Genomic DNA, 13,394 nt, shown 5'->3' on the forward strand with positions numbered 1-13,394 from the left:
CCGGGCGCATCCGCTCGCCAGAAACCTTATTGAAGGCAACGTTGGGAGCGTTCCCACACTTGATGGTGACATAGCCTAATAAAATGGCGCGCCGTGCAACAGGGCGGGCGGCAGGCACCGGATTTTGCAGAGAAAAGGCGCGCCAGGCGATACCTTGCGGATTGATTAACACGTTCGCGCCATGATCGTTACACTGTGGCATCGCGCACTGCGCCCACCGGATGTTGTTGCCCATGCTTGACCAAGACCAGCCCGCTTTCCCGCACCGCACCTGGCGCTTCAGCGCGAAAGGCGCGGCCGTCGCGCTGATCCTCGCCATGCACGTGCTGGGCCTGTATTTCCTGCTCCTGCCGGCGCGGCAGCTGAAGCAGTACACGGAAGTGGCCTTCATGACGCTGATGCCGCCCCGGCCGCTGCCGGCAACGCCGCCCATGCCCTTGCCGATGCCCATGCCGCGGGCGCGGTTCGTGGCGCCCGCCGCGCCGGCCACTGCGCCAGCGCAGGCGCAGCCCGAGCCGGCTGCCGTCACCGCCGAGGCGATCACCGTGCCTGCCGCCGTGCCTGCCGTGTCCGGGGAAGACTTGCGCACGCGCGCGCGCCAGGCGGCGGGTGCCGCCGACAAGGCGCTGCGGGCCGAGCTGAAGAAAGACAAGCCGTGGCTGGCCGCGGCGGACCTGGCGAGCGACACGGCATTCCAGAAACAGCTGGCCTCGGCCTGGCGCGGCGGTCCCGTGCTGACGGTGGAGGACTATCTGACGGCCGATGGCCGGCCCGCCTCGCGCGTGCGCACGCCGGGCGGTTCGACCTGCTACGCCATGGGCGAGAACCCGGGCGCGGGCGCCGATCCGTTCAAGACGGGCGGCAAGCTAAAACGCGTGCCTTGCCCGGGCTAGTCGCCTGATCCAGCAGGAGGCGCTGACTGGCGCGACGGGCGCCAGGCCGCGGCACGGTGGCGCGCGCAAAGACCGTGCCCGGAGCAGGGTTTTGACGGCGATTCCGGCGCCACCTTCCCCGGCGGGGCGTCAAATATGCTAAGTTGCGTCTGGTCTGAAACCATGCCTACCCCACCCTGGACGCCCATGCCACCCGATATCCTCATTCTCGCCCCCAGCCCCTCGGCTGCCGTCAACGCGCAGCTGGAAGCACAGTACGCCTGCCATCACGCCTGGCAAGTGGCGCCGGACGAGCGCCATGCGTGGCTGGCCGCGCGGGCGCCGGCCATCCGCGCCGTCGTCACGACGGGCGCGCTGGGCCTGAGCGCGGCGGACATGGCACGGCTGCCCGCCCTGGAAATCATCGCCGTCAATGGCGTCGGTCTCGATGGCGTGGCGCTCGACGCGGCACGGGCGCGCGGCATCGCCGTCACCACCACGCCGAACGTGCTGACGGACGACGTGGCCGACATCGCCCTGGGCCTGCTGCTGGCCAGCGCCCGCCACATCGCCGCGCTCGACCGTTTCGTGCGCGACGGCGGCTGGGAGCGCCGCGAGGCCATCGCCCCCGCGTCCAGCCTGCGCGGCAAGACGGCCGGCATCTTCGGCTTCGGCCAGATCGGGCAAGCCATCGCGCTGCGCCTGGCCGTCTTTGGCGTCCACGTGCGCTACTTCCAGCCGCGCGCCATTGCCGGCACCGACGTGCCGCGCGCCGAATCGCTGCTGGCCCTGGCGCAGGAAAGCGATTATTTGATCGTCTGCGCGCCGGGCACGCCCGCCACGCGCAAGATCATCGACCGCCCCGTGCTCGATGCGCTGGGGCCGCAAGGCACCCTGATCAATATCGCCCGCGGCGCCCTCGTCGACGAGGATGCGCTGATCGCCGCCTTGCAGGACGGCCACCTGGGCGCGGCCGGCCTCGACGTGTTTGCGGACGAACCCCGCGTGCCCGCCGCCCTGCGCGCCTTGCCCAATGTGGTGCTGACGCCGCACGTGGGCAGCCTGACCGTGGAAACGCGCCATGCGATGGGCCAGCTGGTGGTCGACAACCTGGCGGCGCATTTCGCCGGCCTGCCGCTGCCCACGCCCGTCTGAGACCTGCCACGTCCGCCCATCGCGCCGGACGCCGGGGAAATGCGTTAGCATCAGTTGCATGGCATTTTTATACGATGTTCTGGCGAAAGGGATGGCGATGCATACCTTGCTGGTGATGGGCGCGGGCTTCGCGCTGCTGGCACTGTGTTTGCTGGTGGGGCGGGGCAGGGGCGCGATGGCGCAGGCGGCCCTGGCGTTCATTCCCCTGTGGCTGCTGGGCGCCGGCATCAACCTGGCCGTGGGCGTGCTCGCGGCCGGCTACTCCGTGACCGAGGAACTACCGATTTTTGCAGTAATTTTTGCCGTGCCAGCCTTGCTGGCCGGTTTTTTGTGGTGGCGTTTACAACGCGCCTGAGCCGTCCGCCTGAGGCAGCATCGCCAGTACGGCCAGGATTGAATTGATGAAAGAGTAGCTATGGAATTGACAAAATCGCTGTTGCGCAAGCGCGGCGGGCAGGACAGCGGCAAGGTGGGCATGATCGAGCTGTTCTTCGACCTCGTGTTCGTGTTTGCCGTGACGCAGCTGTCGCACGGCTTGCTGGGCCACCTGAGCGCCATGGGCTGGCTGCAGACGGGCCTGCTGCTGATGGCCGTCTGGTGGGTGTGGATCTTCACCTCGTGGATCACCAACTGGCTGGACCCGGAGCGCATCCCCGTGCGCGTCAGCCTGTTCGTGCTGATGCTGGGCGGCCTGCTCATGTCGGCCTCGATCCCCGAAGCGTTCGGCACGCGGGGCCTGGCCTTCGCGCTTGCCTACGTGGCCATGCAGGTCGGGCGCCCCCTGTTTGCCTGGTGGGCCGTGCGCGGCGATACCCTGTCGCGCCGCCGCAATTTCCAGCGCATCAGCCTGTGGGCCGTGCTTTCCGGCATCTTCTGGATCGCCGGCGGCCTGGCCGACCCGGAACAGCGCCTGTTCTGGTGGGCCGCGGCCCTGGCGATCGACCTGGCCGGCCCGTGGCTGCGCTTCGGCGTGCCGGGCCTGGGCCAGTCGTCGACGGCCGACTGGGACGTCGACGGCGGCCACATGGCCGAACGCTGCGCCCTGTTCGTCATCATCGCCCTGGGCGAATCGCTGCTCGTGACGGGCGCCACGTTCGCCGGCCTCGAATGGACGGCCGGTAACTGGCTGGGTTTCCTGTCCGCCCTGGTCGGCAGCATCGCCATGTGGTGGATCTATTTTGACACGGGCGCCGAGGCGGGCCACCACCGCATCGCCCACGCGAAGGACCCGGGCAGCATCGCGCGCAAGGCCTACACCTACATCCACGTGCTGATCGTGGGCGGCGTGATCGTGTCCGCCGTGGCCGACGAACTGGCCCTCGTGCATCCGGACGAGGCTAGCTTCGCCGGCATCAGCGCCTTGCTGGGCGGCCCGATCCTGTACCTGCTGGGCAATGCCCTGTTCAAATGGGTCAGCAGCGACCGCGCCGCGCCGCCCCTGTCGCACCTGCTGGGCATCTTGATCATCCTGGCGCTGATCCCCATGGCCTACGGACGCCTGTATGCGCCCCTGACCCTGGCCTGCATCACCAGTTGCGTGCTGGTCCTGGTGGCCGTGTGGGAACACATGGCGCTGCGCCGGCCCGCGCCGGAACTGGACCCTTAATTTTCAGGCAGCGCCGCCGCGCGCAATTGCCCGATGAAGGCGCGCGCGGCGGGCGCCTGTTCGTGGCGGCGGAAGGCCGCCGCGATTTCCGAACTGATCTGCGGGCCCGCCAGTTCGCGGAATACCACGCCAGGCAGTTGCACGCTGGCCATCACGGAGTGGGGCACGATGGCGCAGCCCACGCCCAGCGACACTTCCGTCAGCACGGCCACGAGGCTGCCGGGGCGCGACGCCACCTGCGCCGCAAAGCCGCCGCGCCGGCTCACTTCCAATGTTCCCCATTCCTGTTCCGGCACGATGAAGGCTTGCTGCGCCAGCGCGGCCGGCTGCGCCGCGCCAGGCCTGGCCACGTCTGCCTGCGCCAGCGGGCTGTCGGCCTGCACGGCCAGCAAGAAGCGGTCGCGCAGCAGCACCACGCTGTCGATGCCGTCCGGGTAGTGCAGGGGCGGGCGCACGAAGGCCAGGTCGACCCGGCCCTGGTCCAGCAGTGCCGGCAGGGCATCCATCGCGTATTCGCGCGCGCTGATGCGGATGCCGGGGTGGCTGGCGCGGAAGCGGGCAAACTGGCCCTGCAGCACGCCGGCATACGCGGCCGAGGCCACGTAGCCGATTTCCAGCCGTCCCAGCTCGCCCCGTCCCGCCCGCCGCGCCGTTTCCTGCGCCTGCGCCAGCTGCTGCATCGCCCGCCGCGCCTCGATGACGAACAGTTCGCCCGCCGCCGTCAGGGCTACGGCGCGCTTGCTGCGCTGGAACAGCCGCGTGCCCAGCAGGCTTTCCGTTTCCTGCACCTGCTTGGTGAGGGCGGGCGGCGAGATGCCCAGCTCCGCCGCCGCCCGCGCAAAGTGCAGGCTGTGCGCGACGGCCAGCACGCAGCGGAAATGCCGCAGTTCCAGGGATTTTTCAGTATTCACCATCGGTGAATTATAAGGCGCTTGTCTTATAACAGGAAATAATACAAGCCTGCTTAAAATACAGGCATGAAAAACACCAACTGGACTTTATATACGTGCTCGGGCGTGTGCGCGCTGATCATGCTCGACACCAACGTCGTGGCCGTCTCGCTGCCCTCGATCGCCCGCAGCCTGAACGCCAGCTTCGTCGACGTGGAATGGGTGGTCAGTGCCTACATGCTGGCGTTCGCCTCGTTCCTGTTGCCGGCTGGCAGTATCGCCGACCGCCTGGGACGCCGCAGGGTGATGCTGTGCGGCCTGGCCGTGTTCGCGCTGGCCTCCCTGCTGTGCGGCCTGGCGTGGACGCCGTTCGTGCTCAACGTGGCGCGCGCCGTCAAGGGCCTGGGTGCCGCGCTGCTGCTGACGTCCGCCCTGGCCGTCATCGGCCACACCTTCCACCCGGAACAGGAACGGGCGCGGGCCTGGTCCGTGTGGGGCGCAGCCATGGGCGTGGCCATGACGGTGGCGCCGCTGCTGGGCGGCCTCGTCACGAGCGCCATCAACTGGCGCTGGATTTTCTACCTGAACCTGCCCGTCGTCGCCATCCTGATGTGGCTGGTGCGCAAGCACGTGGACGAGTCGCAGGATACGTCCAACGCCAGCTTCGACCCCCTGGGCGCGGCGCTGTTCTCCGCCGGCCTGTTCTGCATCATCTGGGGCCTGATCGACGCCAGCGTGGCAGGCTGGTCCAGCCGCGCCACTACGCTGCGCTTTCTGGCCGGCGCGGCGCTGCTGGCCGTGTTCATTGTGGTGGAACGGCGCCAGCGCGCGCCCATGGTCGATTTGAGCCTGTTCGGCCGGCGCGTCTTCGTCGGCGCTGTGCTGGGCATGTTCGGCTACGCCATCGCCGCGCAGGTGATGATGACGTTTTTGCCCCTATACCTGCAGAACGGTTTCGGCTTTTCCGCCGTGCTGGCCGGCTGCGCCATGCTGCCGTTCGCCGTCGCCATGGTGCTGTTTTCGCGGCTGGCGCCGCGCGTCATGCGCCACCTGGACGACCGCGGCATCCTCGTGACGGGCCTGCTGATCGTCGCCGTGGGCAATGTCGCCACGGCCCTGGCCGCCGGCAGCCTGCAATACGGCTGGGTGGCGGCCGGCATGGTCGTGACGGGGGCGGGCGCCGGCTTGCTCAACGGCACGACCCAGAAGGCCATCCTCGCCTGCATCCCCCGTGAGCGCACGGGCATGGGTTCCGGCATCAGCACCACCACGCGCTTCGTCGGCATCGTGCTGGCCGTGGGCGCCCTGGGCGCCGTGCTGGCCATGCGCACGGCCGCCTCGTTCGACAGGCTGGCGTGGCTGCACGGCCTGAAGGCTTCGCCCGAGATGATAGGGCGCATCGTTGCCGGCAACGCGGCCGACGCCTTCGGCCAGCTGCCGCCCGCCCTGCGGGCCGTGGCGCAGGAAGCGGCGCGCCAGGCCTTCATCGACGGCTTTGCCGGCGTGCTGTACCTGGCGGGCGCGCTGGCAGCCGTGGTGGCGGCGCTGGTGTTCGTGCTGGCCAGGCCGCTGGAAAAAGTGTAACTCTTCAGCAAGATGCACGTGCGCGGCCTGCACTTGTAATATGATGCCATCGAGAAATACATGGCAATCATATAACACGATCAATCAAGAGCGCCGAACAGAACCGTAGCGAGCGGCAGTGAGTTGTGGCTGAGAAGCGGAGCTGTGCGAAGCACGGGGCCGCCGAGGCAGTGAGCATCGGAAGCCGCAAATCGCGACGCGCAGTAGGTTATGTTCGGTGCGGAGAATCGCATGCGCAGAAAACGCATTATCATCACCAGCGTGCTGGTGGCCGTCATCGGCGTGGCCGCGCCCCTGAGCCTGGCCTTTTATTTATCGTCCGTGCGCGCCGAGCAGGGCGAGCAGGAGCGCCTGCGCCTGCTGGCCGGCTACGCGCTCGAGCGCGCCCACCGCTCCATTGCGTCGGCCAGCGCCGCCCTGCGCAGCGCCGATGCGCTGGACCTGGCGCCGTGCTCGGAAGCGCATATCCAGCAATTGCGCCGCATCACCATCACCACGCGCAGCATCGACGATATTGGTTATGTGGAAAACGGCTTGCTCAAATGCACGTCCACGGGACCCGAAGAGGCGCGCATCGCCGTCACGCCCGCCGACTTCACCCTGGACAATGGCATGGGCATCGATTTCAACCTGCGCCCCGTCGTCAGCGGCGGCAAGCGCATGGTGGGGCTGTCCTACCGTGCCTACAAGGTACTGATCGATCCCGTGCGCTTTTCCGACGTCATCGTCGACAGCGATATCCAGATGGCCGTAGCCATCGGCAAGGAAGGCGTGCTCGACACCCTGCACCATCCGGACCCCGCACAGGTGCAAGCCTTGCTCGCCGGCCTGCCCGCGGCGGCCGGGGCCGAGCCCGATGGCAGCATCCATGCCATCCTGTACCGCGACGGCTTGACGGCCGTCATGATCGAGCCGCGCAGCAAGCTGAACGACAGGCTGCGCCGCGAACAGTTGCTGCTCCTGCCGCTGGGACTGCTGATGGCCGCCTTTATCTTCGGCATCGTCGTGTGGCTGTCGCGCCGGCGCCTGTCGCTGCGCGGCGAACTGGAAACGGCGGTCGAGCGGCGCGAATTCTTTGTCCATTATCAACCTATCATCGCGCTCGACACGGGCGTGTGCGTGGGCGCCGAGGCGCTGATACGCTGGCGCCGGCCCGACGGCAGCATGATACGGCCCGACCTGTTCATCCCCGTGGCCGAGGAAAGCGAGCTGATTCTGCCCATCACGGACCAGGTGATCGCTTGCGTCATCGCCGACATGCGCGCCGCGCTGCTGGCCGACCGCGACCTGCACATCGCCATCAACCTGTGCGCCAGCGATATCGAGACGGGCCGGGTGCTCGACGTGCTCGAGCGGGCCTTGGCCGGCACGGGCATTGAGGCGCAGCAAATCTGGCTGGAAGCGACGGAGCGGGGCTTCATCAATGTGGAAGCGGCCCGCGCCACCATCGAAAAGGCCCGCGCGCGCGGCCACGCCGTGGCCATCGACGACTTCGGCACGGGATACTCAAGCCTGTCGAGCCTGCAAAACCTGCCGCTCGACGCCCTGAAGATCGACAAATCCTTCGTCGACACCATCGGCACGGACGCCGCCACCAGCAGCGTCACGCCGCACATCATCGCCATGGCGCGCACCCTGAACATGCTGATCGTCGCCGAAGGCATCGAAACGCAGCAGCAAGCCGATTATCTGCTGGAACGCAAGGTTGAATTCGGCCAGGGCTGGTTGTTCGCCAAAGCGCTGCCGGCCCCGGACTTCCTCGCCTTTTACGCAAGCCGCCGCGCGCCCTCTGCCCCATGACCCCAACCCGCTTTCCCTATCCGCTGCAGCCGCTGCGCGTGCCCGGCGGCTGGCACATCACCGTCAACACCCTGTTCGAGGTGGACCCCGGCCCCGACACCATGGAATGGTTCAGCAGCGCGCTGCTGCTGTGGGGCCACTGCCGCGACAGCGGCTACTGCTTCAATTCCCATTTCGAGCCGGAGGACGACCCACAGGGCGAATTCGTGCTGGAGATGGGCAAGGTGGCATACGACCGCCACGGCAAGGCCGTCCACGGCAGCGAGGCTTTTCTGGGCGAATTTCGCACGCGCAGCAGGGCGGCGTTCATCGAGCGGGTCGAGCAGTTCATGCGCGGGCCGGCACGCTGAGTTTTACTGCTTGCGCGGCAGGACGACGTCCTGTCCGCCCTGCGTGAGCACGGCGCTGACTATCTTGCCCGTGGCGTCGCGCGTAAATGCCAGTTCCGCGTCGATGGCGCGGAAGAAAAACTGGTCTTTCGCGCTGGCAAACAGGGGCGCCGAGCCGACGCCCGTGCCGGCCGCTTCCAGGCCGGCCTTGCCAAGGGTGACGCTGAGCGTGAATTCCGCCCCCGACGGATAGTCCCCAACGTACTCGGCCAGCGTTGCGCGCGGCACGGCGATGGCCGCCGGCGGCTTTTTCAGCGGCGGCAGCGGCGTGCCGGGCAGCAAGGCGGACAGGCCCAGGGCGTCGACGCTGCGCGCCGTGTTCGTCAAGACCACCACGCCCCGCTTGCCGTCCGTCGTGAACGCCGCATAGCTGGTGTAGCCGCCCGTCTGGCCGCTGTGCCAGGCGTAGGATAGACCCTGTTGCTGCTGCAGCAGCCATGCCAGGCCGATGTGGATGTCGCTGCCGGGCGCCAGCGGGCGCTGCGGCTTGATCGCCAGCGCATACGGGCGCAGGGGCTTGAACATGTACGCTTGCAAGTAGGCAACCATGTCGCGCGCGCTGGAATACACGCCGCCGGCCGGCGCCACCACGTTCAAGTCCCACGCGGGCGCCGGCTCGCCCGACAGCAGGTGGCCGGGCGCCAGGCGCGCCAGCATGCCGTGCGTGGGCTGGTTCGACGTGGAGCGCATGCCCAGCGGCACGGCGATGCGCGACTGCAGCAGCGCCTCGTAGCTGCTGCCCGCCCGCGCCGCCAGGGCCGTGCCCAGCACGGCGTAGCCAATGTTCGAGTAGTCAAATGCCGTGCCCGGCGCGTGCGGCAGCCGGTAGGCGGCGAGGAACTGCCGCTGCTTCGCTGCCGTGTAGTCGGCATACGGATTGGCGGGGTTGGCCGGCGCGAAATTGTCCGGCAGGCGCGGCAGCGAGGAATAATGCGTGGCCAGGTCGAGCAGGCTGATGGCCTTGCCCTCGAAGGCGGGCACCGTATAGCCCGGCAATAGCGTCGCCACCGGTTCGTCGAAGGTGGCCTTGCCTGCGGCGACGGCATCGGCCAGCAGCAGGCCCGTCATGGTCTTGGTGACGGAACCGATCTGGTAGACGGTGTCGGCATCCGGCTTGGCGTCCGGCTTGCCGGGTTTGCCTGTCTGCGCGCGGCCAAAACCGTAGACGGCGCTGTCCCTGCCGTCCATGACGGCGATGACGATGCTGGCATGCATGCCGTTGCGCGTGAGTTCCTCCGCGCGCTGGCGTACGGCATCGTCCAGCACGGGCGCGGCCAGGGCGGCCGTGCCCAGCAGACAAAGGGGAAGGAGGGCGAGGGTGGGTGTCATGGGAACCTGTCAAGAGTTGAACGGAACGGCAAGTTCACGCCAGCCCCCGGATAAGGTGGCTGGAATGAACGCCGAGCATAGGCCCGCTACATGAAGGTTGCCTGAGTTTTATGTCATTGTTGCTTAAAGATCAAGGCTTGCGCGTGGCCGGCATGGCCTGGCCATTCTGGTGCAGGACGAGGCCGGTGATGGCGCCCTGGGCATCGCGCTGGAACACCAGCTGCGCCTCGACCACCTTGTAAAAGAAAGTGTCTTTCGCGCTGGCATACACGGGCGCTTCGGGCTGGCCAGTGGCGCCCACCAGCAAACCGTCCGGCCCCTGGCGCACGCTGAGGACAAAGGTGGGCAGCAGCGCGTACTGGCCCGTGTATTGGGCCAGGTCGGCGGGCGCGATGGCGATTTCCCGGGGCGCCGCGCCGGCCTGCGGCAGCGGCGGCAGGCTGCCGGGCACCAAGGTGCCCATGCCAAGGGCGTCGACTTCGCGCGCCGTGCTGCTCAGCACCACCACGCCCCGCTTGCCATCCAGGGTGTAGCCGGCAAAGCTGGCATAGCCGCCCGTCTGCCCGTTATGCCAGGCGAGCGGCTGGCCCTTGACCCGGTCCAGCATCCACGCCAGGCCGATCTTTTTCACGCCGTCGCCATCGCCTTCGCCGGCCAGCGCCAGGCGCGGCTGCACGGCCAGCTGCTGCGCCGGGCCGGCGGGCCGCATGTACGATTGCATGTAGGCAATCATGTCGCGCGCGCTGGAGCGCACGGCGCCGGCCGCCGCGATGGCCTGGAAATCCCAGTTCGCGGCCGGCTTGCCGTCGCCCAGGTGGCCCGGCGCCAGACGCGCGCGCAGGGCGGGCGTCGTCACCGCCGCGCTGGAAGCCATGCCGAGCGGGCGGAACAGGCGCGCCTGCAGCAAGTCCGCGTAGGACATGCCCGCCTGCGCGGCCAGGGCCGTGCCCAGCAAGCCGTATGCCAGGTTCGAGTATTCATACGCGGCGCCCGGCGCGCGCGCCAGCGCATGGCCAGCCAAGAAGCTGCGCAGCTGCGCGTCGCCATAGTCGGCGTAGGGATTGTTCATGTCCGCCGGCGCCAGGTTGGCGGGCAGGCGCGGCAGGCCGGAAAAATGCGTCGCCAGCTGGCCCAGCGTGATTTTCTGGCCGGCAAGGGCAGGGATGGCGTAGGCGGGCAGCAGCTCGGCCACGGGCTGGTCCAGGCGCGCCTTGCCCGCCACGACGGCGTCCGCCAGCAGCAGGCCTGTCATGGTTTTCGTCAGGGAGCCGATCTCATACACGGTGTCCGCATCGGGCACGCCCGCGTCGCCGGGCTGCGCGCGGCCAAAGCCGTAGACGGCGCTGTCCTTGCCGTCGATCACGGCAATGACGAGGCTGGCGTGCTTGCCGTCACGCACCAGTGTTTCTGCCCGCTCGCGCACGGCGGCATCGAGCACGGGCGCGGCCAGGGCGGCGGCGCCGGACAGGGACAGGATGGGGAGCAGCAAGGTGCGCAGGCGTAGGGGCATCGTCGGTTCCGTCAGGTTGGTTGTTAATAAAAAGAAAGCATAGCATCTTCGCCGCCAGGATGGCTGTTTTGGCAAGATGGCGTACTTGGCATGGCCGCTGGCGCGTGCAGCAGGGCCGCCAGCTGCGCGCGCATGTCATTCGTCATGCATTGAAGCAATTCACCGCGCCGCCGCGCGTCGGCGCGCTTTTTCGATGGCACCGCGGCCAGGTCGGGTGCCCTGTACGCCGCACAGGGCAGGTAATAATTGCCGTCGCACATGCGCAAGGCGTGCAATTCCTGCCACGCCTGGTCGTAGTCGGCGGCGATATGGCGGCGCCGGCGCGCATTCAGGGCGATGCGGTTGTCGTTGCTGATCAAAAACACATTATTGCAGGCAAAAAAATCGCCCACATCGCGCAGGGCCGTGACCATCAGGTTCTTTGGCCGGCAGCCGTGCAGGGCCCGCGTCGCTTCCCTGACGGCCAGCTTGCCCGCTTCCGAGCGCAGGCCTTGCAGGGCGCCCAGCTGCAGCGATACGCCGTCCGCGCGCGGCAGGAAGAGGAAGCTGGCCAGGTACAGGGGCAGGCCGTCGCGCGTCAGGCGCAGGCACAGCTCGCCTTCGCGGTAACTGTCGTGGATGGCCGTCAGTTGCAGGCGGTACAGCGCCCCATCCTTGCCGGCGAAGGCGGCCAGCACGAGGGGCTGGCGCGCCGCCCGCTCCACCAGCGCGCGGGCGCCGGCCTGCCACAGGAAGCGGTAATGGCCTTCGAGCAAGGCCAGGCGCGCCGCGCAGCCCAGCTGGCGCGAGGCGTAAGGGCGGTAGATCTTGAAGCGCAGGCAGGGATGCAGCTGGGCCAGGGAATCGAGGCCCGGCATGCTGTCCAGGAATGCCTGCCAGCGCGTGCGCTGGCGGGGAAAGAACAGGGCGCCCAGCGCCGCCTTCAGGCGGTGGCCGTGGGCGCGGCGCGGCAGGGCTGCGCCGTGGCGCGCGCGCGAATTGATGGCAATGTCAGTCATGGGTCCACCCGGAAATGGCAGGCGCTGCACGATGAGAGCCTGGCCAGCCTGAATGCTACGCAGGCCAGGTGAAGTTCATATGAAGAAAGCCCATGGCCACGGCGATGTAGAGGATGGCAACTAAATGACAATTTGCCTTCTGGCAATACCTACGGGTATGCTCCACGCACTTTGCCACCATGAAGAATGTCGCCCCATGACACGCCGCCCCTTGCTTGCCAGCCGCGCTGGGCGCCCACGCCCAGGACCGCGCTGCCGACCCTTTGGCGCCGCTGGCCCGGTGCATCCAGCGGGGGCCGTTCCAGGCGCGGACGCAGGACCGCCTGCCGGCCGGCGCGACGACGCGCACCGTCAAGCTGGCGGCGGCGGAGCGGCAGGTATCGACGGCCGATGGCTACCGGCTGATGCTGTTTCGCAGCAGCAGCTTGCCCGTCGCGAACCTGAAGATCGAGCGCAGCGCCGCAGGCAGTTTTGCCGCCGACCGCGAGGTCATCGTCGCGCAGATGCAGGAAATGGGCGCCAAGGCCAGGCTGCCGCAGCAGCGGCCGCTGGAAACGGACGCGCGCGATGGCGTGGAAGTGCTAGGATTGAATAACCCCAGCATCGCGCACGCGCCGGGCATCATCAGCATGTATACGCTGCTGCACGCCGCCAGCGGCACGGTGGCCACCGCCTACCTGCTGAACCAGCCTGCCGATCCCCGCGACTTCGCGACGGATGCCCAATACCAGGCGCTGCGGGGCGAGCTCATCGCCTCGCTTGCCGCCTGCATGGCCGCACCCGGGCGGCAAGGCGAGGGCGCAGTCAAGGAGAACTAAAGCATGAAAAAAGCAGAAGCGGGCTTGCCGCCCGATGACGGGGCGCAGGACGCCATGCCCGCCGCCAGCCAGATCGACGCGAAGATCGCCTCGCTGGCGGACTGGCGGGGGCAGACCCTGGCCGCCGTGCGCGCCCTGATCCACCAGGCGGACCCGGACGTGGTCGAGGAAGTCAAATGGCGCGGCGTGCCCGTGTGGTCGCACGGTGGCATGCTCTGCACGGGCGAGACCTACAAGCTGACCGTTAAGCTCACCTTCGCCAAGGGCGCCGCCTTGTCCGATCCGGCCGGCCTGTTCAACGCCAGCCTGGACGGCAACACGCGCCGCGCCATCGACTTGCACGAAGGCGCACGGCTCGATGTCGCGGCGTTCAAGGCCTTGATCCGCGCCGCCGTGGCGCTGAACACGGCGCAAAAGCCGAAACGGTCCGCCACGTGAGGCCG

The 13,394-nt window shown here is 68.2% G+C and carries 14 protein-coding genes; 9 read left to right on the forward strand and 5 right to left on the reverse strand.

The window, feature by feature from the left end; genetic code table 11:
* Positions 1–235, reverse strand: a 235-nt coding sequence (locus tag AC07VL_RS24910) for a hypothetical protein (RefSeq protein ID WP_494808217.1), incomplete at its 3' end; no start/stop codon positions are given.
* Between AC07VL_RS24910 and AC07VL_RS24915 the strand changes: the two genes are divergently transcribed.
* The 4 genes from AC07VL_RS24915 (at position 234) to AC07VL_RS24930 (ending at position 3,633) form a co-directional block, all read left to right on the forward strand.
* Positions 234–893 carry a hypothetical protein gene (locus AC07VL_RS24915; RefSeq protein ID WP_494808218.1) on the forward strand — a complete coding sequence of 220 codons (660 nt, stop codon included), beginning with the start codon at positions 234–236 and terminating at the stop codon, positions 891–893. The two genes, AC07VL_RS24910 and AC07VL_RS24915, sit on opposite strands and share 2 nt — an antisense overlap.
* A gap of 186 nt (positions 894–1,079) precedes the next feature.
* Complete coding sequence (locus AC07VL_RS24920) at positions 1,080–2,027, forward strand: 2-hydroxyacid dehydrogenase (RefSeq protein WP_494808303.1); 948 nt, start codon at positions 1,080–1,082, stop codon at positions 2,025–2,027.
* A gap of 91 nt (positions 2,028–2,118) precedes the next feature.
* On the forward strand, positions 2,119–2,382 hold the full coding sequence (locus AC07VL_RS24925; protein ID WP_494808219.1) for a hypothetical protein: 264 nt from the start codon (positions 2,119–2,121) through the stop codon (positions 2,380–2,382).
* A 66-nt stretch (positions 2,383–2,448) separates the two neighbouring features.
* Positions 2,449–3,633 (forward strand): low temperature requirement protein A, encoded by a 1,185-nt coding sequence (locus AC07VL_RS24930; protein WP_494808304.1) that lies wholly within the window; start codon positions 2,449–2,451, stop codon positions 3,631–3,633.
* Here the strand turns inward: AC07VL_RS24930 and AC07VL_RS24935 are convergent.
* Positions 3,630–4,547, reverse strand: coding sequence for a LysR family transcriptional regulator (locus tag AC07VL_RS24935; RefSeq protein WP_494808220.1), 918 nt, complete (start codon positions 4,545–4,547; stop codon positions 3,630–3,632). The two genes, AC07VL_RS24930 and AC07VL_RS24935, sit on opposite strands and share 4 nt — an antisense overlap.
* A 63-nt stretch (positions 4,548–4,610) precedes the next feature.
* Here AC07VL_RS24935 and AC07VL_RS24940 point away from each other — a divergent pair, with 63 nt between their 5' ends.
* From AC07VL_RS24940 to AC07VL_RS24950, 3 genes are all read left to right on the forward strand, one after another.
* The gene (locus tag AC07VL_RS24940) at positions 4,611–6,107 is read left to right on the forward strand and encodes an MFS transporter (protein ID WP_494808221.1); all 1,497 of its coding nucleotides are present in this window, start codon (positions 4,611–4,613) and stop codon (positions 6,105–6,107) included.
* 231 nt (positions 6,108–6,338) lie between these two features.
* Entirely contained in the window at positions 6,339–7,907 is a 1,569-nt protein-coding gene (locus tag AC07VL_RS24945; protein ID WP_494808222.1) for an EAL domain-containing protein, read from the forward strand.
* Positions 7,904–8,257, forward strand: a complete 354-nt coding sequence (locus tag AC07VL_RS24950; RefSeq protein ID WP_494808223.1) for a hypothetical protein — start codon at positions 7,904–7,906, stop codon at positions 8,255–8,257. The genes AC07VL_RS24945 and AC07VL_RS24950 overlap by 4 nt, the downstream gene beginning before the upstream one ends.
* A 3-nt stretch (positions 8,258–8,260) precedes the next feature.
* On the opposite strand, the gene AC07VL_RS24955 is transcribed toward AC07VL_RS24950, so the two are convergent.
* The 3 genes from AC07VL_RS24955 to AC07VL_RS24965 all read right to left on the reverse strand — a co-directional run bounded on the left by AC07VL_RS24955 (position 8,261) and on the right by AC07VL_RS24965 (position 12,133).
* The gene (locus tag AC07VL_RS24955) at positions 8,261–9,625 is read right to left on the reverse strand and encodes a serine hydrolase (RefSeq protein ID WP_494808224.1); all 1,365 of its coding nucleotides are present in this window, start codon (positions 9,623–9,625) and stop codon (positions 8,261–8,263) included.
* Positions 9,626–9,755: 130 nt separating this feature from the next.
* Positions 9,756–11,135, reverse strand: a complete 1,380-nt coding sequence (locus AC07VL_RS24960) for a serine hydrolase (RefSeq protein ID WP_494808225.1) — start codon at positions 11,133–11,135, stop codon at positions 9,756–9,758.
* 23 nt (positions 11,136–11,158) lie between these two features.
* On the reverse strand, positions 11,159–12,133 hold the full coding sequence (locus tag AC07VL_RS24965; protein ID WP_494808226.1) for a VirK/YbjX family protein: 975 nt from the start codon (positions 12,131–12,133) through the stop codon (positions 11,159–11,161).
* A gap of 215 nt (positions 12,134–12,348) precedes the next feature.
* Here AC07VL_RS24965 and AC07VL_RS24970 point away from each other — a divergent pair, with 215 nt between their 5' ends.
* Positions 12,349–12,951: a hypothetical protein gene (locus tag AC07VL_RS24970; protein WP_494808227.1), complete on the forward strand. Its 603-nt coding sequence runs from the start codon at positions 12,349–12,351 to the stop codon at positions 12,949–12,951.
* A gap of 3 nt (positions 12,952–12,954) precedes the next feature.
* Positions 12,955–13,389 carry a DUF1801 domain-containing protein gene (locus tag AC07VL_RS24975; RefSeq protein ID WP_494808228.1) on the forward strand — a complete coding sequence of 145 codons (435 nt, stop codon included), beginning with the start codon at positions 12,955–12,957 and terminating at the stop codon, positions 13,387–13,389.
* The last annotated feature ends 5 nt before the right edge of the window (positions 13,390–13,394 follow it).

The sequence above is a fragment of the Janthinobacterium sp. GW821-FHT03C08 genome (assembly GCF_059420905.1).

What these genes read in the sequence shown, in the direction of transcription:
- AC07VL_RS24975 (WP_494808228.1), top strand. Translation starts at nt 12,955, where the DNA reads ATGAAAAAAGCAGAAGCGGGCTTGCCGCCCGATGACGGGGCGCAGGAC.
- AC07VL_RS24945 (WP_494808222.1), top strand. Translation starts at nt 6,339, where the DNA reads ATGCGCAGAAAACGCATTATCATCACCAGCGTGCTGGTGGCCGTCATC.
- AC07VL_RS24915 (WP_494808218.1), top strand. Translation starts at nt 234, where the DNA reads ATGCTTGACCAAGACCAGCCCGCTTTCCCGCACCGCACCTGGCGCTTC.
- AC07VL_RS24965 (WP_494808226.1), bottom strand. Translation starts at nt 12,133, where the DNA reads ATGACTGACATTGCCATCAATTCGCGCGCGCGCCACGGCGCAGCCCTG.
- AC07VL_RS24950 (WP_494808223.1), top strand. Translation starts at nt 7,904, where the DNA reads ATGACCCCAACCCGCTTTCCCTATCCGCTGCAGCCGCTGCGCGTGCCC.
- AC07VL_RS24960 (WP_494808225.1), bottom strand. Translation starts at nt 11,135, where the DNA reads ATGCCCCTACGCCTGCGCACCTTGCTGCTCCCCATCCTGTCCCTGTCC.
- AC07VL_RS24935 (WP_494808220.1), bottom strand. Translation starts at nt 4,547, where the DNA reads ATGGTGAATACTGAAAAATCCCTGGAACTGCGGCATTTCCGCTGCGTG.
- AC07VL_RS24940 (WP_494808221.1), top strand. Translation starts at nt 4,611, where the DNA reads ATGAAAAACACCAACTGGACTTTATATACGTGCTCGGGCGTGTGCGCG.
- AC07VL_RS24920 (WP_494808303.1), top strand. Translation starts at nt 1,080, where the DNA reads ATGCCACCCGATATCCTCATTCTCGCCCCCAGCCCCTCGGCTGCCGTC.
- AC07VL_RS24925 (WP_494808219.1), top strand. Translation starts at nt 2,119, where the DNA reads ATGGCGATGCATACCTTGCTGGTGATGGGCGCGGGCTTCGCGCTGCTG.
- AC07VL_RS24955 (WP_494808224.1), bottom strand. Translation starts at nt 9,625, where the DNA reads ATGACACCCACCCTCGCCCTCCTTCCCCTTTGTCTGCTGGGCACGGCC.